The organism is Kitasatospora sp. MAA19 (assembly GCF_029894125.1).
In the GTDB taxonomy this organism is placed as follows: domain Bacteria; phylum Actinomycetota; class Actinomycetes; order Streptomycetales; family Streptomycetaceae; genus Kitasatospora.
The window spans coordinates 88,268-107,602 of the sequence record NZ_JARXYZ010000022.1 but is presented as its reverse complement, the minus strand read 5'-3'; the positions used below and the strand labels follow the sequence as shown (position 1 = coordinate 107,602).

The window sequence follows — 19,335 nt, the reverse complement described above, 5'->3', positions numbered from 1 at the left end:
GCCTCAGACCTGGGCGATCAGACCCGGGCGCCGAGCATTCTGAGGACCAACTCGCCGTAGCGGCGCCCGAGTTCATCGGGCGTCTCGGTGGACCGGTCGGTGTACCAGCGGGAGACGTCGATGCCCAGCGAGGTGACCGCACGGGCCGCCGTCCGGACCTCGGACACCTGGAAGGCGCCGTCCGCCACCCCCGCCTCGATCAGCGCGCTGACCTCGCGCTCGATGTCCAGCCGCAGCGCCGCGACCACCGCGTAGGCGTCCTCGGGCAGCGCGTGCAGCTCGTAGTTGACCACCCGGCCGACCGTACGGGCCCGGGCGTGCCAGGCGGTGAACTCCTCGACCAGCCGACGCATCCGCTCCGCCGGGTCGCCCTCGCCGGCCGCCGCCCCCCGGACCAGCTCCAGCGTGGCCGCGTGCCCGGCCTGGCTGATCTCGGCCAGCAGCCCGGCCTTGGACTGGTAGTGGATGTACAGCGCGGCCGGGCTCATCCCGGCGGCGGTGGCGATGTCCCGGGTGGTGGTGGCGTGGAAGCCACGCTCCGCGAACGACTCGACGGCCGCCTGGAGCAGCCGGTACGCCGCCTCGGGGCGGGTGTCGGCACCGTCGGGCAGGGTGCGCCAGAGGTCGGCGATGGGCGTGCTGGTCATGGCGCCATCCTCCCAGAGAACTCGTACACACATTCCCGCCGACCGGTCGGCGGACTGTTGACAGGCTCCCGCACCGACACCATGCTGAGCAAGCGCTTAGTCAGCCGGTGAACCGGCATCCCCGTCGAACGTTCCGCGCGAAAGGCAGGACCCTCCGTGGCGTACTCCTTCAAGGGCCGGGTGGCCGTCGTCACCGGATCGAGCCGGGGCATCGGCCTCGGCATCGCGCGCGAGCTGGTCGCCCGCGGCGCCAAGGTCTGCCTGACCGCCCGCAACCCCGAGCCGCTCGCCGAGGCCGTGCGCGACCTGGGCGGGCCGGACAACGCCATCGCCGTCGCCGGCAAGAGCGACGACCCGGCCCACCAGGAGGAGGCGGTCGCCCGCACCCTGGAGGCCTTCGGCCGGCTCGACCACCTGGTCAACAACACCGGCATCAACCCGGTGTACGGCCCGGTCCTCGACACCGACGAGGCCGCCGCCGCCAAGATCCTCGCCGTCAACGTCCTGGCCCCGCTGGCCTGGACCCGCCGCGCGCACGCCGCCTGGATGGGCGAGCACGGCGGCTCGGTGGTCAACGTGGCCTCCGTCGCGGGCATCCGCTCCTCGCTCGGGATCGGCATGTACGGGGTCAGCAAGGCGGCGCTGATCCGGCTCACCACCGAGCTCGGCGCCGAGCTGGGCGCCCAGGGCATCCGGGTCAACGCCGTCGCCCCCGCCGTGGTCAAGACCAGGTTCGCCGAGGCCCTGTACGAGGGCCGGGAGGAGCAGGTCGCCGCCGCCTACCCGCTCGGCCGGCTCGGCGTGCCCGAGGACGTCGCGGGCGCGGTCGCCTTCCTGCTCTCCGCGGACGCCGCCTGGATCACCGGCCAGACCCTGGTCGTGGACGGCGGAGTCACCCTCGGCGGCGGCCTGTGAGCGGCGGGCCGGCGGCCGGCGCACCGGAAACCAGCGCGCCAGCGCCCGAGGACTTCACCGGCCAAGGCGTGGTGGTGACCGGCGGCGGGCGCGGCATCGGCGCCGCCCTGGCCCGGGCGTTCGCCGCGGCCGGCGCCCGGATCGTGGTCAATGACCTGGACGCCGACGCCGCCCACGCCGTGGCCGAGGACTGCGGCGGCACCGCCGCCCCCGGCGACGCCGCCTCCGCCGAGGGCCTGGCCGCCCTGGTCGGGCAGGCCCGGGCCGCGCTCGGCGAGATCGACGTGTGGTGCGCCAACGCGGGCGTCGCCCCGATCGGCGGGGCCGACGCGCCCGCCGCCGCCTGGGCGAGCGCCTGGGAGGTCAACGTCCTCGCCCACGTCCGGGCCGCCGAGCTGCTCCTCCCCCGCTGGCTGGAGCGCGGCGGCGGCCGCTTCCTCGCCACCGTCTCCGCGGCCGGGCTGCTCACCATGCTCGGCTCGGCCCCGTACGCGGTCAGCAAGCACGGCGCGCTCGCCTTCGCCGAGTGGCTGTCCGCGACCTACCGCCACCGCGGCCTCCGGGTGCACGCGCTCTGCCCGCAGGGCGTGCGCACCGACATGCTCACCTCGACCGGCGCGGTCGGCGAGGCGCTGCTCGCGCCCACCGCGCTGGACGCCGAGGACGTCGCCGCGGCCGCGCTGGCCGGGCTGCGCGACGACCGCTTCCTGATCCTGCCGCACCCCGAGGTCGCCGAGTACTACCGGGGCCGGGCCACCGAACCGGACCGCTGGCTCGCCGGGGTGAACCGGCTCCAGCAGGGGCTGGAGAGGAGCGGGGCGCTATGAGGGCCTGGCAGGTGGACGCGCTCGGCGAGCCGGTCGAGGTGATGCGACTGGCCGAGGACATGCCCCGGCCGGTGCCCGGGCCGGGGCAGCTGCTGGTCCGGGTGCGGGCCGCGGCGGTCAACTTCCCGGACGCGCTGATGGTGCGCGGCCAGTACCAGGTCCGCCCGCCGCTGCCGTTCACGCCCGGCGTGGAGCTGTGCGGCGAGGTGGCGGACGGCGCCCGGCGGGGCGAGCGGCTGATCGGCAACCCGGTGCTGCCGCACGGCGCCTTCGCCGAGTACGCACTGCTGGACGCGGCGGCCGCCTTCCCGGCGCCCGAGGCGCTGGACGACGCCGAGGCGGCCGCGCTGCACATCGGCTACCAGACCGCCTGGTTCGCCCTGCACCGCCGGGCCCGGCTGCGGGCCGGTGAGACGCTGCTGGTGCACGCGGCGGCGGGTGGGGTCGGGAGCGCGGCGGTCCAGCTGGGCCGGGCCGCCGGGGCCAGGGTGGTCGCCGTGGTCGGCGGTCCGGCCAAGGCCGCGGCGGCCCGGGCGCTGGGCGCCGACCTGGTGGTGGACCGGACGGCCGGGGACTTCGTCGCCGCCGTCAAGGAGTTCACCGGCGGGCGCGGCGCGGACGTGGTCTTCGACCCGGTCGGCGGGGACGCCTACACCGGCTCCACCAAGTGCGTGGCCTTCGAGGGCCGGATCGTGGTGGTCGGCTTCGCCGCCGGGCGGATCCCGGCGCCGGCCCTCAACCACGCCCTGGTGAAGAACTACGCCATCCTCGGCCTGCACTGGGGCCTCTACAACACCCACGACCCGCAGGCCGTCCGCGCCGCCCACGACGAGCTGACCGGGCTCGCCGGCCAGGGCGTGGTCCGCCCGCTGGTGAGCGCCCGGGTGCCGCTGGCCGGGGCCGCCGAGGCCGTCCAGTTGGTCGCCGACGGGCGCAGCACCGGCCGGATCGCCGTCCTCGGGGAGTAGCTACCTCGCGTACTCCATCTCCGGGAAGCGCGGCGAGGGCCCGTCCAGCAGGTGATCGTCGTGCCCGCGCAGCCAGCGGTCGAAGAAGGACGCGACGTACGACCGGGTGGCCAGCACCGCCCGGTCGGGGCGGCCGTCGCCCACGTCCCTGCCCAACTGCTCGGGGGTGATCGCACCCTGCCGGGCGAGCTGTGGCAGCAGGGACTGCGCGTCGGTGTAGGAGCCGTGCCGGGAGTCGTTCAGCGTGACGTCGGCGTGCCAGCCGGTGCTGTGCTGCCAGAGGGCGTCCCAGCCGGGCTGGTGGTGGTAGTCCCCGGAGTCCTCGTTGCGGGTGCCCATCAGCAGGAACGGGCGGTCCAGCCCGTCCTGGGCGACGGTGGGCAGGACCACCCCGGTGTGGCCGTCCGGCCCGGGGAAGTGCAGTTGGCCGTCCAGGTTGACGGCGGCCGCGATCCGCGGGTCGTCGTGCATGGCCTGCACCGCGGTGAAGCCGCCCGCCGAGTGGCCGGCCATGCCGATCCGGTCGAGGTCGAGCGAGGCGGCGAGGCCGGCCGGCAGCCGCGGGTCGTGGCGCAGCCCGCCGAGTTCGTCCAGCACGAAGCGGGTGTCGTCCACCCTGGTCCGCAGTGAGGTGCGCAGCACGTCGGCGACGTCGAGGTCGGCCTGGCCGAGCAGGTCGGGGAAGACGGAGGTGGCGAGGTCCCCGTTCGGGAACGCGACCTCGGAGGCCTCGTAGGTGTGGTCGATGGTGACGACGACGTAGCCGCGCGAGGCGAGGTCCTCGACCAGGCCGGTGCCCCAGGTGCGCGGGTCGCCGAGCCCGGCCGAGTAGAACACGACGGGACGCTTGCCGCCGGGCAGGGCGGGCGCGTCGGTGCGGGCGTGGGTGCGGATGCCGGCCCAGTCGGTGCGGCCGGGTTCGAAGCCGTTGTTCATGCGGCCGACGCTCCCGGCGCTGCCGAAGTGCTCGGCGGCGGCGGGTTCCATGTACCGGGCGCGGTCGGCTCCGGTTGCGGGGCGGGCGGTCGGGTACCAGAAGCTGATCATCAGCTCGCGGGGCTGCCCGGGCTTCCAGCGGTACTCCCGGCCCGGGTCGGTGAGGTGCAGGGTCGTGGTGCCGACGGGGTACGGGCCGGTGGGCTGCGGCAGCCAGGCCCGGGCCTGCTTCCCGGTGCCGCCGTCCTCCGGCACCGCCGCCACCGCCCCGGGCGCGCCGACCACCCCGAGCACCGCCGTCGCCGCCAGCAGTGCCGCTGCCACGGCCCGTCCCCGCCTGCTCATGCCGTCTCTCCTCGTCCCGCGTCGATCCGTTGGCAGGACGGTACGGGCGGGGACGGGCCGAAGCCGTCATACCGGGGAGCCAAATCAACCCTGAGTACCCTGGTATGACCCCTGGGGGTAGGCGACGGGGGCCGGGTCGCGGGGCAGGCCGGGGCGGAAGATCTCCGTCGGCGACGCCGTTTCCCGCCGCCGCTGGTCGGCCGTGGGGTCGGCGATCCCCCGGCGGCGGGCGAGCACCAGCAGGGCGGGCAGCACGCCGAGCCAGAACATCGCCCGCCACGCCCAGGCCTGCGGCAGGACGGCGACCAGCACCGAGTAGGCGACGAGGGTGAAGGCCCAGCCGACGGCCCAACCGCTCTGTACCGCCCCTGATCGGCCGGCGGCGGCGCAGTCGCGCCAGCCGCACAGGGTCGGCCGGACCGCGCTCGGGCGCGCCGGACTCGGGCGCGCCGGACTCAGGCGTGCCGCTTCAGCTCCCGGCGGGCCAGCGAGCGCTTGTGCACCTCGTCCGGGCCGTCGGCCAGCCGCAGGGTGCGGTTGCCGGCCCAGAGCTGGGCGAGCGGGGTGTCCTGGCTGACGCCCGCGGCGCCGTACGCCTGCACGGCCTTGTCGAGGATCCACTCGACGGTGCGCGGGGTCGCGATCTTGATCGCCTGGATCTCGGTGTGCGCGCCCCGGTTGCCGACGGTGTCCATCAACCAGGCGGTCTTGAGCACCAGCAGCCGCAACTGCTCGATCCGGACCCGGGATTCGGCGATCCAGTCCTGGACCACGCCCTGCTCGGCGAGCGGCCGACCGAAGGCGACCCGCCCGCTCACCCGGCGGCACATCAGCTCCAGGGCGCGCTCGGCGATGCCGATCGCGCGCATGCAGTGGTGGATCCGGCCGGGGCCGAGCCGGGCCTGGGCGATGGCGAAGCCCGCGCCCTCCTCGCCGATCAGGTTGCCGACCGGGACGCGGACGTCCTCGAACAGCACCTCGGCGTGGCCGCCGTGGTCCGCGTCGTCGTAGCCGAAGACCGTCATGCCGCGCTTGACGGTGACGCCGGGGGTGTCGCGCGGGACGAGCACCATGCTCTGCTGGCGGTGCGGCTCGGCGTCCGGGTCGGTCTTGCCCATGACGATGAGGATCCGGCACTGCGGGTTCATCGCGCCGGTGATGTACCACTTGCGGCCGTTGACGACGTACTCGTCACCGTCACGCTCGATCCGGGTAGCGATGTTGGTGGCGTCCGAGGAGGCGACCTCGGGCTCGGTCATCGCGAAGGCGGAGCGGATCTCGGCGTCGAGCAGCGGGCGCAGCCAGCGCTCGCGCTGTTCGGCGGTGCCGAACTGGGCGAGCAGCTCCATGTTGCCGGTGTCGGGGGCCGCGCAGTTGAGCGCGGGCGGGGCCAACTGCGGGCTGCGGCCGGTGATCTCGGCGAGCGGGGCGTACTGCAGGTTAGTCAGGCCCGCGCCGCCCTCCCCCGGGAGGAAGAGGTTCCAGAGGCCCTGCTTCCGTGCCTCGGCCTGGAGTTCGGCGACCACGGGCGGGACGTTCCAGGACGGGCGGGCGGGGTCGGCGAGTTGTTCCGCCAGGACGGCCTCGGCGGGGTGCACGTGCCGGTCCATGAAGGCCAGCAGCTGCTCGCGGAGCGCGTTCGTGCGGGCGTCGTAGGCGAAGTCCATCAGTTCTCCTTGAGGGTACTCAGGCCGTGCCGGGCGAGGATCGGGGCCATCTCACCGGCCCGCTCGAAGCCGGCGCCGAGGGTACGGCCCTGCTGGTAGCGGTAGTGGATGCCCTCGGCGACGGCGGCGAGCTTGAAGGACGCGAAGGCGACGTACCAGTCGAGGTCTTCTGCTTGACGCCCTGTCGATTCCGCGTAGTACGAGACGACTTCGTCGGCCTTCGGGAAACCCGGGGCGGTCATGGCGGAGGGGATGATGCCGCCGCCGACGCCGGCCAGTTCGGTGTACATCACCAACAGGCCGATGTCGGTCAGCGGGTCGCCGAGGGTGGACATCTCCCAGTCCAGCACGGCGGCGATCGCATCGGTGTCGTCCACCAGCACGTTGTCGAGGCGGTAGTCGCCGTGCACCAGCGCGGGCGCCGGGGAGGCGGGCAGCCGGTCGGCGAGCAGCCCGTGCAGCCGGTCGAGCTCGGGCAGCTCGCGACTGCGGGACGCGGCGAGCTGCTTGGACCAGCGGCGCAGCTGGCGCTCCAGGTAGCCCTCGGGGCGGCCGAAGTCGGCCAGGCCGACCTCGGCCGGGTCGATCCGGTGCAGGACGGCGAGGGTGTCGACGAGCCGCAGGCCGAGGGCGTGCACGCGCTGCTCACCGAGGGCGGCGAGCGGGGCGACGTCCCGGTGCGCGACGCCGGGGACGTACTCCATCAGGTACCAGGGGGCACCGAGGACGTCCGTACCGGGGTCGAGCAGCAGGGTGTGCGGGACGGGCACGCCGGTGTCGCGCAGCGCGGTCATGACGCGGTGCTCACGGCCCATGTCGTGCGCGGTGGCGAGGACGTGCCCGAGGGGTGGGCGGCGCAGCACCCAGCGCGCGGCGCCGTCGGTGAGGACGTACGTGAGGTTGGAGCGGCCCCCCTCGATGAGCTCGGCCCGCAGCGGGCCCTGGACGGTGCCGGGCAGCTCGCGGTCCAGGTGGGCGCGCAGGCGGGCCAGGTCCAGGCCGGGCGGATCGGCGGGGATCTCGGGCATCGGGCGGCTCCTCGCGGTGGGACCTCGTTGACTAAGCGCTTGCTTAGCATTCAACCGGACGCCGCCCCCTGTCAATGCCACCCGCCCGCGAGGAGCCCCCGGACCCGAGGGGCGGCGACGGCCGCGCAAGCAGCCCTGACGCGCGGGAAGCCGGGCGGGCCGACTTCCCGCGCGGGGCCACGCTCAACGAACTGGCCGAAGTCCCCGGATTCAAGCGGAACTTCGACCACGCGGTGCAGGACGGGAAGATCACGCTGGCGGGGGACTTCGCGCAGGCCGCGGCGGACAGCGTCTTCGAGACGCCGACCCTCCCCGACCCAAGGTGCCCGATCGTCACTCCGTAGTCGTCCGGAGTAGTCCCCAGTCGCTCGACCGGCGGCCCCTCGCTCCCCCGAGGGGCCGCCGCCGCCACTTCGCGGCGCTTCGCCCCGCATCAACCAACAGCATCCCCAGGGGTCCCGGGGGCTCGTCGGACAGATCGTGGATCAGATAGGGCCGAACTCGCCGGCAACGGTCGCGGCCACGAAGGACTGCCACGCCTCGATCGGGAAGAGGAGCGCCGGCCCTTCCGGATCCTTCGAGTCGCGGACGGGAGCGACACCAGGGAAGTCAGCCGAGACCTCTACGCAGGAACCGCCGTTGTCGGAGTGCGACGACTTGAACCAGGAAGCGCGGGACAGGTCTGGGCGGGTCATGGGTCAGAGTTCCTTTCGGGCCTTGTGAATCAGGTCGAGGGACGCAGCTCTGGTCAGTGCTTCCACCCGCAACCGATCGTAGGCCCTTTCCCATGCCCTGACAGTCCTGTCCTCCCTCACCACGAAGCCGTGATCCGCAGATTCCGTGTAACCGACCACAGAACGGTCGGCGAACGTCAACAGAGTGACGAACGCACGGAACGGGGCGTGCTCAGCCAGGCTGAACGGGGCGCGTGACCTTCGAAGCAACGCCCCGAAGGACTCGCGGGGAGATGACGCCGGATCAAGCTCCTTGCGGTTCACCGCTCACATCCAATTCCACTTGAGCGGTTGCCAAGCCTAGAGGACATTGGGCACTCCTGGTAGTCACAGAACTACGGAGAGGAGTGGACGTTGAAGACCCACAAGCCCTCGCAGACCTTGCACACCACCCGAGTTGAGGTCGTCGATCGCCTCCAGGTGGTGATCTACCTGGCCAAGACCGATTCCGACTTCCCCGAGCGGGAGTTGCGCATGTGCGAGGCCTACGCGCACGCCTTCCGCTGGGACGTCGCCCTGATCGTCGTCGACGACGAGGTCGACGCGCCGGGGCCGGAGCGGCGCCCCATGCTCCAGGCCGCCCTGCAGCGACTCCTGGACAACCGGGCCGGCGCGATCCTGGTCCCGAGCAAGGCGGCGATCTCGCCGATCGAGGGCGAGTTCAACGAGTTCGCCGAGCGCGTGGAGAAGGCCTCCGGGTTCATCCAGGTGGCGACCCGCCGATGACTACCCGCTACACGATCATCCCCGCCGACGCCCTCAACGGCGCCTCGTACCCCGTGTGGGCCATCCGCGACCACCAGACCGGCCAGCTGGTGAAAGCCCTTCCGCCCCGCCCCGAGCCGCTGCGGTTCTACTCCTACGACCGGGCGGAGACGTGGGTGCGCAGGAACGAGACGCCCACACCGGCCGAGGGAGTCGCGCGATGACCACCCGGACCGACCACCACGAGGTCCGCCTGATCGACTCCTGGAGCCCGCACTTCCTCCTCCTGGAGCGCTGGGGAATCTGGGACCGCGAGCGCCACGAGTACCTGCGCGTCCCGGGCTCCTCCCGCCGGATCAGGCGCTTCTACACCCTCACGTCCGCGCAGGCCTACCTGCACATGCCGCCCGCGGCCGCCTGACTCCAGAGCTGCCGCCGGCCGGAGCCGGTCGGCGGCAGCCGCTACCCGTCGCTGCGCCGCGGCGCAGCGCGGCGGTCAGCCGGTGGGACGACCCGGGTCGCCGTCGGCCCCGGCCTCCGCGTCGTACGAGGACGTGCCGGAGTCCAGCAGCGGCTCCTGCATCTTGAGGTGCGCGGGGGCCAGTGCCCGCAGCGCGTGGTAGCCGGTGATGACGACCAGCGTGCCCAGCGCGATGCCGCTGATGGTGAAGGTGTCGGTGAACTTCATGCTGACGTTGCCGACGCCGATGATGATGCCCGCGGCGGCCGGCACCAGGTTCAACGGATTGCGCAGGTCCACCCCGGACTTGGTCCAGATCTGCGCGCCGAGCAGGCCGATCATGCCGTACAGGATGACGGTGATGCCGCCGAGCACCCCGCCGGGGATCGCGGCCACGACCGCGCCGAACTTCGGGCAGAGGCCGAAGAGGAGCGCGAAGCCCGCTGCCGCCCAGTAGGCGGCGGTCGAGTAGACCCGGGTGGCGGCCATCACGCCGATGTTCTCGGAGTACGTCGTGTTCGGCGGGCCGCCGACCGCGGTCGAGAGCATGGAGGCGACGCCGTCCGCGGAGATCGCCGCGCCCAGCTTGTCGTCCAGCGGGTCGCCGGTCATCTCGCCGACGGCCTTGACGTGCCCGGCGTTCTCCGCGACCAGCGCGATCACCACGGGCAGCGCGACCAGGATCGCGGACCACTGGAAGGTCGGGCCGTGGAAGGAGGGCAGACCGATCCAGTCCGCCTTGCCCACGCCCGACAGGTCCAGGCGCCAGTGGTCGGTGAGCTTGCCGCTCGCGTCCACCGAGTGGATCCTCCCGGAGATCCGGTCGAACGCCCAGGAGATCCCGTACCCGAAGACCAGCCCCAGGAAGATCGCGACGCGCGACCAGAAGCCGCGCAGGCACACCACGGCCAGCCCCGTGAAGAGCATCACCAGCAGCGCCGTCCACTGGTCCTGCGGCCAGTACGTCGACGCGGTCACGGGGGCGAGGTTGAACCCGATCAGCATGACGACCGCGCCGGTCACGATCGGCGGCATCGCCGCGTGGATGATGCGCGCCCCGAACCGCTGGACCATCAGGCCCACGAGGAACAGCGCCACGCCCACCACGAACACCGCGCCGGTCACCGTCGCGCTGGTGCCGCCCTGCGCCCGGATCACCGCGGCGACGCCCACGAAGGAGAGCGAGCAGCCGAGATAGCTGGGCACCCGGCCGCGGGTGGCCAGCAGGAAGATCACGGTCGCGACGCCGGACATCATGATCGCGAGGTTCGGGTCGAGCCCCATCAGCACGGGCGCCACGAAACTCGCGCCGAACATGGCCACCACGTGCTGGGCGCCGAGCCCTACCGTACGGGGCCAGGAGAGCCGTTCGTCGGGGCGGACGACCGCCCCCGGCGCGGGCGTGCGCCCGTCACCGTGCAGCTTCCAGCGCACGCCGAGATCCATGGTGAGGTTTCGCTTTCTCTGTACGTTCAAGAACTTCCGGACCATTGTCAGGGGTGCCAGGCGCTCCTACGTCCACACGCCCCGCTCGGGGGCCACCTCGGCGTCACCGGTCGGCGCGGCGCGGTGCTCGTCCTCGGCGTCGGGGCGAGCCGTCAGAGCGGGTTGGCCGTGAGCAGGCCGGTCCCGAGGGGGGTGAGGGTGTGGACGACACACTGTCCGTCGCGGATCGACGTGATCATTCCGGCCGCGCGCAGGGTGGCGGTGTGCTGGGAAGCGGCGGGGGCGCTCACTCCGAGGCGGACGGCGAGCTCGGTGGTGGTGCATCCCGCGCCGATCGCCCGCAGCGCGGCGGCTTTCCCTTTGCCGATGAGCGCGGTCAGGCCGTCGACCGCGGGGGGCGGCGGCTGGACGGCCTCGGAGGCGGTGTAGGCGAACAGGGGCTGCTGCCACGGGCTGGCGATCGACGGGGAGATCATGCCGCCGAGGAACAGGTTGGGGGACAACACGAATCCGGCCGCGGCGCTGCGCTTCAGGTGCTCCGGGACGGTCGGGGCGGTGCCCTGGAGGGTGAGCTGGAAGCGCGTGGGGTCGCTGAACGCCTGGTGGACGTCGGCCAGCATCCTTCCCGTCCCCTGATCTCCGAGGGTGCCCCGGCGCATGCTGATGTCGGCGTTGAGCCGCTTGACCATGTCGGGCCAGTCGTCGGCCAGACAGGCGCGGTAGAGGGCGTGGACGGCCTGGATCAGACGGTTCACCTGTGCGGAGCCACCGTCCAACAGCTGCGCCACCGGTCTCGGGGTGGGACCCAACTCGGCGTACCGGCACAGCTCACCGTGCACCTGCTCCGTGCTGACCGCGCTGATCACGTCCAGTTCGTCGGCGATCGACACACCGCCCGGGACCAGTGGTATCGGGGGCGTCAGGAAGTCCGGGAGGTACAGCGGATGGGCCGCGACCAGCTCGATCAGCGGTAGGGCCCGGCCGGGCACACGGGAGCGGACCGAGCGCCACCACCGCCGGGCCGGCAGCGGAGCCCCGCTGTCCTGTTGGAGCCCGATCACCAGGTGCTGGATCGGCGAGATCGCGAACCGCACGTTGGCCAAGTCCCGTGCCCCGAACGCCACTACAGCCACTCGCACTGCTTGCCGCCCCCTCGGTCCGCTTGATCACCTTGCGCCCTGCGAGCGGCACCGGCCTCCCCCGTCCTGGGACGGGGGAGGCCGGTGCCGTGTGCCGTGGGTCAGGTCTGGTCGAGGACGGTCCAGCCCTGGTAGCCGGAATCCTGGGAGGGACCGTTACAGGGATAGCCGCGGGTGCCCACGTTGGAGACGTCGAGGCACATGTCCGTGTTGTCCTCCTCCCAGCGGCCGCTCTTCAGGACCGACTCGTAGGCGCCGGCCGCGGTGTAGCGGTTGACCATGGCCCACTGCTGGAAGCCCGAGTTGAAGCTGGGGCCGTTGCACTCGTAGGTCCGCAGGCCGAAGTGGTTGCCGTCGTTGGAGTAGTCCAGGCACCGACCGGTGGCCAGGTTCATGAGCTGCGCCCAGCCGTTGGCGTACTCGGTGACCTTCCACTTCTGCCAGGCCATGCCGTTGCAGGTGAAGGCGCGCAGGTTGTCGGTGCCGTCGCCGTTGTTGGAGTCGTCCAGGCAGGAGTCACCGGCGTCGGGCGACCAGGACACGAAGGTGTAGGTGTGCGCGGACATCCAGTAGTAGGCCCTGGTGCTGGCGCTGGCGTGGGCCGTCCCGAGGTCGGCGGTCCCGGCGTCGGCGGTCCCGACGTTGGCCATGCCGAGGCCGGCGGCCAGGGCTATGGCGGTGGCTGCGGAGCCGAGGGTACGGAGCTTCAACGGAGGTCCTCTTTCTCGTGTGGCCGAGCCGAGGCTCACGGCGAGATGAGCACGTGGCCCGGTCAGAGGTGATCGGCTGGTGCTTCGGTCATCCCGTCCGTGCGTGCGCTGATCGCACGTGAAGTGGCGGGTCCATGCTGCCCGGGGCGGTCGGCTGAAGTCCTGTTTCCCACACAACCCCACACACCCCGGCAGCTCGCTCGTAGACTCAGGCTGTCAGGAACACGGCACCACGGGTCGGGGGACAACGTGAGTGAGCAGCGGAGCCGTATGCCGGATCCCGGCAACGCGGCCGATCTGACGGAGTTCATCGGCATGCTCGGGGAGCTGCGCGCGTGGGCGGGGATGCCGTCCTACCGGTCGCTGGCCAAGCGGGCCGGACCGTTCATGAGGCCAGCGCGCGTCGTCTCGCCCTTCACCGTCGTGGACGCCTTCAAGCCCGGGCGCCGCCGCCTGGACCTCGACCTCGTGGTGGCGATCGTACGGGCGCTCGGGCTGGAGGGGGCCGAGGCCGCCCAGTGGCGGGATGCCTGTCTGCGGGTCCATCGCGGGGCGCGGACCCGCGGCCCGAACGGGGTGCCGCGGCAACTGCCTGCCGCGGCGCGGCATTTCACCGGGCGAACCCGCGAGCTCCAGGAGCTCGACGAGCTGCTGGGCGATCGGATTCCCAGCTGCGGCGCGGTCGTGATCTCGGCGATCGCCGGCACCGCCGGAGTGGGCAAGACCTCCTTGGCCGTGCACTTCGCACACCGGGTCGCCCACCGCTTCCCCGACGGCCAGCTCTTCGCCAACCTGCGCGGCTTCGACCCCGCCGGACCCCCGACCGAGCCCGCGAACGTGGCCCGCGGCTTCCTGGACGCGCTCGGCGTTCCGGCCCCACGCATCCCCGCCGACCCGGACGGACGACTCGCGCTCTACCGCAGCCGTCTCGCCGGCACCCGGACACTGATCGTCCTCGACAACGCCCGCGAGGCAGCACAGGTCCGCCCGCTGCTCCCCGGCTCGGACACCTGCCTCGTTCTGGTCACCAGCCGAAACCGGATGCCCGGCCTCGTCGCCCTCGACGGCGCCGTCCCGCTCGCCCTCGACGTGCTCTCCCGCGAGGAGGCCCGCGAACTGCTCGCCCGCCGCATGGGCCCCGAGGCCGTACTGGGCCAACCGGACGTGGCCGACGAGCTGATCGATCTGTGCGCCCGGCTGCCGCTGGCCCTGAACATCGCCGCCGCACGTGCGGCCGAGCGCGCCGACACCCCGCTGAGCACCTGGACCCGCGAACTGCACGACACCCGCGCCCGCTTGGACCTGCTGTCGGCCGACGACAGCCAGGCCGACGTCCGGGCGGTGCTCTCCTGGTCCTACCACGCCCTCGCCCCGCAGGCCGCCCGCCTGTTCCGCCTGCTCGGTCTGCACCCGGGTCCGCGCATCAGCGCAGCCGCGGCCGTGAGCCTCGCGGGCCTGCCGCTCGCCGAGACCCGCCGCCTGCTGGACGAACTCCATCGCGCCCATCTGATCACCGCGGTGGACCGGGACTGGTACACCTTCCACGACCTGCTGCGCGCCTACGCCGCCGAGCTGGTCGCCACCGACTCCACGAGCACGCAGACCGAGGCGTCACGGCGGATGCTCGACCACTACCTCTGCACCGCGCACCGGGCCGGTTCCCTCGCCTACGCCGACGACGCCTCGTGGCATCCGCTCGACCTCCCGGCGCCGGCCGTCGGGGTGACGCCCGAGGTTCTCACCGACCGCGGGCAGGCCCTCGCCTGGTACCAGGACGAACAATCCGTGGTCGAGCAGCTCGTCTCGTGGGCCCACCGGGCGGGGTACGACGATCACGCCTGGCAGCTCGCCGCCGCGCAGGTGTCCTACCTGCAGAAGTCGGGGCTGTGGCAGCAGTGGCAGCAGGTCAGCGAGACCGCGCTGGGAGCCGCTGAGCGCGCTGCGGACCTCGCCCGGCAGGCACACGCGCACCGCTGGCTCGGCCAGGTGCACCGTTCTCAGGGCCGCCAACCCCAAGCCCACCTCGAACTGCGCCTCGCCTGCGACCTGTTCGGCACCCTCGGGGAGCTGACGTGTCAGGGAAAGACCCAGCTCGACATCGCCATCACCCACGGTGAGGAACACGCTTACGCAGAGGCGGTGGCCGAGGCCCACCGGGCACTGGCACTGTTCGAGTCCACCGGGGACTCCTCCGGACAGGCCCTCGCCCTCAACCTCGTCAGCTGGTACCTGACGCGACTCGGCCGGGCCCGCGAGGCCCTTCCGTACGGCCTACGCGCCCTGGAACTCGCGCGCAGCTGCGGCAGCCTGCCCGCCCAGTCCTCCATCTGGGACAGCATCGGCTACATCCACCACCACCTCGGCGAGTACGAGCAGGCGCTCCCCGCGTACCACGAGTCACTGCGCCTGCGCCAAGCCGCCGGGGACTACTTCCTCCAGGCCGAGATTCACACCCACATCGGCGACGCCCACCTCGCGCTCGGCGACACCGAGGCCGCCCGGCACGCCTGGACCCAGAGCCTCGCCATCCTCGAACACCTGCAGCATCGCGACGCCGACGCCGTACGCGCCCGTCTGGACACGAACACCGCCCGACAACCGTGACCGGGACACGGTCCGCGCGGGCGAACCGGGCCGCGTCCACGGGCTGTCCTGTTCAACCGGGTCCAAGGGCTGTCCTGTTTAAGGCGAGAGCTTCATGGCTGTCCTGTGCGCGGGAGAGAGGAACACCATGGGCCGCAGACGCCACCGCGACGGACGCCGTGCCCCTGCGGCCGAGCCTCCTCGGCGGCGCCAGCACCTCCACACCGGGCCGACACCCGGTGTCACGACGCCCCGGCACCGAGTCCGGGGCCAGACCGAGTAATTGGGGGAGCTCCATGCGACTCACCAGGACGACGAAGCGCGCAGTGGCCGTCACCTTCGCGGCTGCCGCGCTCGGATTGGGTGCCACAACCTCGGCCTACGCGGCCGAGGGCACCTGGACCGTCACCAACGGCGGCGGCTGCCAAGCGCTGGAGAAGGTCCAGCTCATGAGCGGCCACGACTACATGGCGAACGACCCGATCGCCAACAGCGGCGGCTGTTCCTTCGGCATCTACAGCTGGAACACCTCCAGCTGGGTGTACGGACCGACCGGCAGCGGCGCCCAGTCGCCCTGGATCTACGACGGCCCGGGCAACAGCCTGTCCGCCTGCGTGTGGTCGTCGGGCAACCCGAACTGGGTGTGCGGCCCGGCCAACTGAGCAGGGTGCGGTGACGGAACCGTAGCCATCGGCGAGGCGGGAGCGGCCCCGGGTCCGCGCCCGCCTCGCTTGCCCGTCGGAGGTCCGGGGTGCTCAGTCCGTCGGCCGGGCCGGCCCGGTCTGCCCGCCGCAGAACACCTCCGTGACGAGCCGCTGCTTCACCTTCTCGAACACCGCGGCCAGGGCGGCCCAGCCGAGCTCGGCGCCCCCGAAGGTCAGCGAGCCGGTCAGGGTCCTACGGCCGTCGGGCGTGCTGTACATCAGCGACGCCCAGCCCCAGAAGCCGCCGTTGTGCTGGAGGATGGTGCCACCGCCGTCCGTCTCCTCCACGAACACCCCCAGCCCGTAGCCCATCTTGGGGTGCGGCGTGCACATCTCGGCCAGCAACGGGGCCGGCAGGAGCCTGCCGCTCATCAGCGCGGAGAAGAACGTGTGGAGGTCCTGGCTGGTCGAGATCATGTCGCCGGCCGCGGAGATCCAGGAGGGGTTGAAGCGGGTGGTGTCGATCACCTTCCACCGGCCGGCGTCCTCGAACCCGTAGTAGCCGTGGGCGTGCGGCCGGGGGATCTCCGGCGAGGCGCCCGGCAGCACGGTGCCGGTCAGCCCGAGCGGACCCAGGATCAGCCGCTGCATCTCCTCGGCGCAGGAGCGGCCGGTGGCCTTCTCCACCAGCAGCCCGGCCAGCACGTAGTTGGTGTTGGAGTAGTTCCAGTCCGCCCCTGGCTCGAACCGCGCCGGCTTGGCCAGCGCCAGCCGCACCAGCTCCTCCGGCCGGTAGGTGCGGAACTGATTGTCCGCCCACTCCTTGCCCACCCCGGGGACTCCGCCGGGCACGACCGTCCCGTCCTCGTAGACCTCGCCGGTGAAGCTGAACAACCCGCTGGTGTGCTGGAGCAGCATCCGCACCGTGATCCGGCGGTCGAGGCCGAACTCGGGCAGGTAGTCGTCCGCCGGGGTGTCCAACCCGATCCTGCCCTCGGCGACCAGTTGCAGCACCAGGGTCGCGATGAAGGTCTTGGTGATGCTGCCGATCCGGAAGTGCCCGTCGGTCGGTGGCTTCGCGGCCTCGCCCAGCTTGCGCACCCCGGCGGCGCCGACCCACTGCCCCTGCTCGTCGTGCACGCGCACCTGCACCCCGGCGAAACCGGAATCGACGATCTCCTGGAGGGCCTTCCGCAGCTCGGGGCGATCCGGCGCGGCAGCGGTGTTCTTGATGGTGTGGAGGGAGTCCCCCATGATCGTTCCCTATCTCGCGACGGTAGGTGTTCGGCACGGCTCAAAAGCGCCGCGGTGGCCCTGGCGGCCACCGGCCCCTTCGCGGCGGCCATGTGATGAGCGTGCACGTTGACCCAAGGTCAAGGTCAACCCCGGCTGCCGGCCTCGGCGACCAGGGTGATGAGCTCCGAACGGATGCGCGCTACCCTCACCCCTGTGATCGCCCGCAACCCGCACCTCCAGGCAAGCGCGAAGGCCGCCCACGATCCGGAGGTGCGCTGAACCGATGGCGACCGGGCTCACGATCGGTCAGGCGGCCGCGTTCGCCGGTGTCACGATCAAGACGGTGCGGCACTACCACCGGCTCGGTCTGGTCCAGGAGCCGGAACGCGACGGTTCCGGCTACCGGCGTTACCGGTCGACCGACCTGCTGCGGCTGGTCCAGGCCCGGACCCTGGCCGGGGCGGGCGTGCCACTGGCCGAGATCGGTGACCTGCTCGACGCCGATCCCGAGCGGTTCGCCGCCGCCCTGGACGACGTCCATCGCCGGCTCACCGAACGGATCGAGGACCTGGTCGCGCGCCGCGACACGCTGCACCGGCTCACCCGAGGTGACCGGGCCCTGCTGCCCGACCGGGCCTGCGCGGTCCTGGACCGGCTCGCCGACCTCGACTTCAGCCCCGACTACGTGGCCACCCAACGGGAGGCCCTGGTGCTGGCCCAGGCGCTGGTCCCGGAGGTCTTCGACCCCTTCCTGACCCAGCTCGAACACTGGCTCGACGACCCCGAATGGATCGAGCTGACCAAGCGGGGCTGGGCCGCGATGTCCTGGGACCCCGACGACCCACGGATCGACGGGCTGGCGTCCGCCCTGGCCGCCAAGCTGCTGGCGAACCGCGCACTGCTGGCGATGCCGAACGGGGTTCAGTACCGGTCCGACACCGCCTCCCGGTACGGACTGGTGAACCACCACCGGGAAGAGCAGTCGCCGTCCATCGCCCGGTTGAACGCCCTGGTCGAGGCGAAGCTGCGCGCGGCCGGCATCGACGTCCCGCGTCAATGACGGCCGCCCGGCTCCCCGGAAGCCGCCGCCGACCGGGGCCGGTCGGCGCCGGCCCGCCCGTCGAGGGTGCCCGATGCCTCATCTCCCCCGCGCGCCCGACAGAATGACGCCATGAGGATGATCCACACCCTGGCCGGCGTGCTGCTGCTGATCGTCGTCGTCGGCAGCATCCTGCGCACCCTGGTCGTCCCGCGCGGGCTGTACTCGGCGCTGGTCCACCGGCTCTGGCGGGCCCTGCGGACGGCGCTGCGCTGGTCCGCCCTGCCCTTCGACACCTACCGCGCGCAGGACCGGGTCCAGACCTGGCTGGCCCCGCTCATCCTGGTCGGGATGCTCGCGGTGTGGCTGGGCGGCATGCTCGTCGCCTACACCCTGCTCCTGCACGGCACCTCGGACCTGAACTGGTCGGTGTCCTTCCGCGAGGCCGGGTCCAGCCTCTTCACCCTCGGCTTCGCCAGCGGCGAGCGGCTCCACCTGTCCGTGATCGACTTCCTGGCCGCCGCCACCGGCCCGCTCGTGATCGCGCTGCAGATCGCCTACCTGCCGACGCTGTACGCCGCCTACCAGCGCCGCGAGACCGAGGTCACCCTCCTGCAGTCCCGGGCCGGCGAGCCCGCCTGGGGCCCCGAACTGCTCGCCCGGCAGTCCCTGGTCGACACCGAGACCGCCCTCCCCCAGCTCTACCGGGACTGGGAGCGGCTGGCCGCCGACATCGGCGAGAGCCACTCCAACTACCCCGTGCTGCTCTCCTTCCGCTCCCCGCAGCCCAACCGCAGCTGGGTGGTCGGCCTGATCGCGGTGATGGACGCGGCCGCCCTCCACCTCGCCCTCTGCCCCCGCTCGGCGCCGCCCGAGGCCCGGCTGCTCCTGCGCGCGGGCTTCACCGCGATGCGCGACATCGGCCGCTCGCTGCGCGTGGACTTCGACCCGGACCCGGACCCGGACGTCCCGATCCGCCTGACCTACACCGAGTACATCGGCGCCGTCGCCATGATCACCGCCGCCGGCTTCCCCCGCGAGCGCGCGGTCGAGGAGGCCTGGCCGCACTTCCACGGCTGGCGGGTCAACTACGAGACCGTGGCGTACGAACTCGCCCGCCGCAGCGACGCCGTCCCCGCCCTGTGGACCGGCCCGCGCGACTTCCGCGCCCCCGTCATCCCCCCGGCCCGCCCCACCGACCGCCGCCCGTCGAACCCGCCCCACCCCACCCTTTGAGATCCTCGTGGTCTCCGCCAGGAGAGGCCCCGCCTTCCCCCGGGAGTATCACCTTTGGTGCGTGCAGCGG

22 protein-coding genes are annotated in these 19,335 nt (G+C 72.6%); 11 read left to right on the top strand and 11 right to left on the bottom strand.

Annotated features, from left to right (window positions below; translation table 11 throughout):
- Positions 1-17 precede the first annotated feature (17 nt).
- Positions 18-647 carry a TetR/AcrR family transcriptional regulator gene (locus P3T27_RS28085; protein ID WP_280683364.1) on the bottom strand — a complete coding sequence of 210 codons (630 nt, stop codon included), beginning with the start codon at positions 645-647 and terminating at the stop codon, positions 18-20.
- Positions 648-803: 156 nt separating this feature from the next.
- On the opposite strand from P3T27_RS28085, the gene P3T27_RS28080 reads away from it, so the two are divergent.
- The 3 genes from P3T27_RS28080 (at position 804) to P3T27_RS28070 (ending at position 3,357) form a co-directional block, all read left to right on the top strand.
- Positions 804-1,562 carry an SDR family oxidoreductase gene (locus tag P3T27_RS28080; RefSeq protein WP_280683362.1) on the top strand — a complete coding sequence of 253 codons (759 nt, stop codon included), beginning with the start codon at positions 804-806 and terminating at the stop codon, positions 1,560-1,562.
- 68 nt (positions 1,563-1,630) lie between these two features.
- Entirely contained in the window at positions 1,631-2,389 is a 759-nt protein-coding gene (locus tag P3T27_RS28075; RefSeq protein WP_280683445.1) for an SDR family NAD(P)-dependent oxidoreductase, read from the top strand.
- Complete coding sequence (locus tag P3T27_RS28070) at positions 2,386-3,357, top strand: NADPH:quinone oxidoreductase family protein (protein WP_280683360.1); 972 nt, start codon at positions 2,386-2,388, stop codon at positions 3,355-3,357. The genes P3T27_RS28075 and P3T27_RS28070 overlap by 4 nt, the downstream gene beginning before the upstream one ends.
- On the opposite strand, the gene P3T27_RS28065 is transcribed toward P3T27_RS28070, so the two are convergent.
- The 4 genes from P3T27_RS28065 to P3T27_RS28050 form a co-directional block, all read right to left on the bottom strand.
- Positions 3,358-4,638, bottom strand: coding sequence for an esterase (locus P3T27_RS28065; protein WP_280683358.1), 1,281 nt, complete (start codon positions 4,636-4,638; stop codon positions 3,358-3,360).
- 84 nt (positions 4,639-4,722) lie between these two features.
- Positions 4,723-4,950 carry a hypothetical protein gene (locus tag P3T27_RS28060; RefSeq protein ID WP_280683356.1) on the bottom strand — a complete coding sequence of 76 codons (228 nt, stop codon included), beginning with the start codon at positions 4,948-4,950 and terminating at the stop codon, positions 4,723-4,725.
- 143 nt (positions 4,951-5,093) lie between these two features.
- Entirely contained in the window at positions 5,094-6,305 is a 1,212-nt protein-coding gene (locus tag P3T27_RS28055; protein WP_280683354.1) for an acyl-CoA dehydrogenase family protein, read from the bottom strand.
- The gene (locus P3T27_RS28050; RefSeq protein ID WP_280683352.1) at positions 6,305-7,333 is read right to left on the bottom strand and encodes a phosphotransferase family protein; all 1,029 of its coding nucleotides are present in this window, start codon (positions 7,331-7,333) and stop codon (positions 6,305-6,307) included. The genes P3T27_RS28055 and P3T27_RS28050 overlap by 1 nt, the downstream gene beginning before the upstream one ends.
- 74 nt (positions 7,334-7,407) lie before the next feature.
- On the opposite strand from P3T27_RS28050, the gene P3T27_RS28045 reads away from it, so the two are divergent.
- Positions 7,408-7,677 carry a hypothetical protein gene (locus P3T27_RS28045; RefSeq protein ID WP_280683350.1) on the top strand — a complete coding sequence of 90 codons (270 nt, stop codon included), beginning with the start codon at positions 7,408-7,410 and terminating at the stop codon, positions 7,675-7,677.
- A gap of 141 nt (positions 7,678-7,818) precedes the next feature.
- On the opposite strand, the gene P3T27_RS28040 is transcribed toward P3T27_RS28045, so the two are convergent.
- The gene (locus P3T27_RS28040; RefSeq protein ID WP_280683328.1) at positions 7,819-8,028 is read right to left on the bottom strand and encodes a DUF397 domain-containing protein; all 210 of its coding nucleotides are present in this window, start codon (positions 8,026-8,028) and stop codon (positions 7,819-7,821) included.
- Between the two features lie 3 nt (positions 8,029-8,031).
- Positions 8,032-8,331, bottom strand: coding sequence for a Scr1 family TA system antitoxin-like transcriptional regulator (locus P3T27_RS28035; protein WP_280683325.1), 300 nt, complete (start codon positions 8,329-8,331; stop codon positions 8,032-8,034).
- A gap of 90 nt (positions 8,332-8,421) precedes the next feature.
- On the opposite strand from P3T27_RS28035, the gene P3T27_RS28030 reads away from it, so the two are divergent.
- The 3 genes from P3T27_RS28030 to P3T27_RS28020 are packed head-to-tail and all read left to right on the top strand — an operon-like array spanning position 8,422 to position 9,193.
- Positions 8,422-8,793, top strand: coding sequence for a hypothetical protein (locus P3T27_RS28030; protein WP_280683324.1), 372 nt, complete (start codon positions 8,422-8,424; stop codon positions 8,791-8,793).
- On the top strand, positions 8,790-8,996 hold the full coding sequence (locus P3T27_RS28025; RefSeq protein ID WP_280683323.1) for a hypothetical protein: 207 nt from the start codon (positions 8,790-8,792) through the stop codon (positions 8,994-8,996). Before P3T27_RS28030 ends, P3T27_RS28025 begins: the two co-directional genes overlap by 4 nt.
- Positions 8,993-9,193, top strand: a complete 201-nt coding sequence (locus P3T27_RS28020) for a hypothetical protein (protein ID WP_280683322.1) — start codon at positions 8,993-8,995, stop codon at positions 9,191-9,193. Before P3T27_RS28025 ends, P3T27_RS28020 begins: the two co-directional genes overlap by 4 nt.
- A 75-nt stretch (positions 9,194-9,268) precedes the next feature.
- On the opposite strand, the gene P3T27_RS28015 is transcribed toward P3T27_RS28020, so the two are convergent.
- From P3T27_RS28015 to P3T27_RS28005, 3 genes are all read right to left on the bottom strand, one after another.
- Positions 9,269-10,678 carry a solute carrier family 23 protein gene (locus P3T27_RS28015; RefSeq protein ID WP_280683443.1) on the bottom strand — a complete coding sequence of 470 codons (1,410 nt, stop codon included), beginning with the start codon at positions 10,676-10,678 and terminating at the stop codon, positions 9,269-9,271.
- Positions 10,679-10,830: 152 nt separating this feature from the next.
- The gene (locus P3T27_RS28010; protein ID WP_280683321.1) at positions 10,831-11,811 is read right to left on the bottom strand and encodes a helix-turn-helix domain-containing protein; all 981 of its coding nucleotides are present in this window, start codon (positions 11,809-11,811) and stop codon (positions 10,831-10,833) included.
- Between the two features lie 107 nt (positions 11,812-11,918).
- On the bottom strand, positions 11,919-12,527 hold the full coding sequence (locus P3T27_RS28005) for an RICIN domain-containing protein (RefSeq protein WP_280683319.1): 609 nt from the start codon (positions 12,525-12,527) through the stop codon (positions 11,919-11,921).
- A gap of 270 nt (positions 12,528-12,797) precedes the next feature.
- Between P3T27_RS28005 and P3T27_RS28000 the strand changes: the two genes are divergently transcribed.
- Together P3T27_RS28000 and P3T27_RS27995 are read left to right on the top strand one after the other, a co-directional pair.
- A complete protein-coding gene (locus P3T27_RS28000) occupies positions 12,798-15,131 on the top strand; it encodes a tetratricopeptide repeat protein (protein ID WP_280683317.1) in 2,334 nt (777 codons plus the stop codon).
- A gap of 275 nt (positions 15,132-15,406) precedes the next feature.
- On the top strand, positions 15,407-15,772 hold the full coding sequence (locus P3T27_RS27995; protein ID WP_280683315.1) for a hypothetical protein: 366 nt from the start codon (positions 15,407-15,409) through the stop codon (positions 15,770-15,772).
- Between the two features lie 93 nt (positions 15,773-15,865).
- Here the strand turns inward: P3T27_RS27995 and P3T27_RS27990 are convergent, their stop codons facing one another.
- On the bottom strand, positions 15,866-17,008 hold the full coding sequence (locus P3T27_RS27990; RefSeq protein WP_280683313.1) for a serine hydrolase domain-containing protein: 1,143 nt from the start codon (positions 17,006-17,008) through the stop codon (positions 15,866-15,868).
- A gap of 265 nt (positions 17,009-17,273) precedes the next feature.
- Here P3T27_RS27990 and P3T27_RS27985 point away from each other — a divergent pair, with 265 nt between their 5' ends.
- On the top strand, positions 17,274-18,050 hold the full coding sequence (locus P3T27_RS27985; RefSeq protein ID WP_280683311.1) for a MerR family transcriptional regulator: 777 nt from the start codon (positions 17,274-17,276) through the stop codon (positions 18,048-18,050).
- Between the two features lie 111 nt (positions 18,051-18,161).
- Positions 18,162-19,265: a hypothetical protein gene (locus tag P3T27_RS27980; RefSeq protein ID WP_280683309.1), complete on the top strand. Its 1,104-nt coding sequence runs from the start codon at positions 18,162-18,164 to the stop codon at positions 19,263-19,265.
- Positions 19,266-19,335: the final 70 nt, after the last annotated feature.

What these genes read in the sequence shown, in the direction of transcription:
- P3T27_RS28085 (WP_280683364.1), bottom strand. Translation starts at nt 647, where the DNA reads ATGACCAGCACGCCCATCGCCGACCTCTGGCGCACCCTGCCCGACGGT.
- P3T27_RS28070 (WP_280683360.1), top strand. Translation starts at nt 2,386, where the DNA reads ATGAGGGCCTGGCAGGTGGACGCGCTCGGCGAGCCGGTCGAGGTGATG.
- P3T27_RS28065 (WP_280683358.1), bottom strand. Translation starts at nt 4,638, where the DNA reads ATGAGCAGGCGGGGACGGGCCGTGGCAGCGGCACTGCTGGCGGCGACG.
- P3T27_RS28055 (WP_280683354.1), bottom strand. Translation starts at nt 6,305, where the DNA reads ATGGACTTCGCCTACGACGCCCGCACGAACGCGCTCCGCGAGCAGCTG.
- P3T27_RS28050 (WP_280683352.1), bottom strand. Translation starts at nt 7,333, where the DNA reads ATGCCCGAGATCCCCGCCGATCCGCCCGGCCTGGACCTGGCCCGCCTG.
- P3T27_RS28045 (WP_280683350.1), top strand. Translation starts at nt 7,408, where the DNA reads ATGCCACCCGCCCGCGAGGAGCCCCCGGACCCGAGGGGCGGCGACGGC.
- P3T27_RS28040 (WP_280683328.1), bottom strand. Translation starts at nt 8,028, where the DNA reads ATGACCCGCCCAGACCTGTCCCGCGCTTCCTGGTTCAAGTCGTCGCAC.
- P3T27_RS28025 (WP_280683323.1), top strand. Translation starts at nt 8,790, where the DNA reads ATGACTACCCGCTACACGATCATCCCCGCCGACGCCCTCAACGGCGCC.
- P3T27_RS28020 (WP_280683322.1), top strand. Translation starts at nt 8,993, where the DNA reads ATGACCACCCGGACCGACCACCACGAGGTCCGCCTGATCGACTCCTGG.
- P3T27_RS28015 (WP_280683443.1), bottom strand. Translation starts at nt 10,678, where the DNA reads ATGGATCTCGGCGTGCGCTGGAAGCTGCACGGTGACGGGCGCACGCCC.
- P3T27_RS28000 (WP_280683317.1), top strand. Translation starts at nt 12,798, where the DNA reads ATGCCGGATCCCGGCAACGCGGCCGATCTGACGGAGTTCATCGGCATG.
- P3T27_RS27995 (WP_280683315.1), top strand. Translation starts at nt 15,407, where the DNA reads ATGCGACTCACCAGGACGACGAAGCGCGCAGTGGCCGTCACCTTCGCG.
- P3T27_RS27990 (WP_280683313.1), bottom strand. Translation starts at nt 17,008, where the DNA reads ATGGGGGACTCCCTCCACACCATCAAGAACACCGCTGCCGCGCCGGAT.
- P3T27_RS27985 (WP_280683311.1), top strand. Translation starts at nt 17,274, where the DNA reads ATGGCGACCGGGCTCACGATCGGTCAGGCGGCCGCGTTCGCCGGTGTC.
- P3T27_RS27980 (WP_280683309.1), top strand. Translation starts at nt 18,162, where the DNA reads ATGAGGATGATCCACACCCTGGCCGGCGTGCTGCTGCTGATCGTCGTC.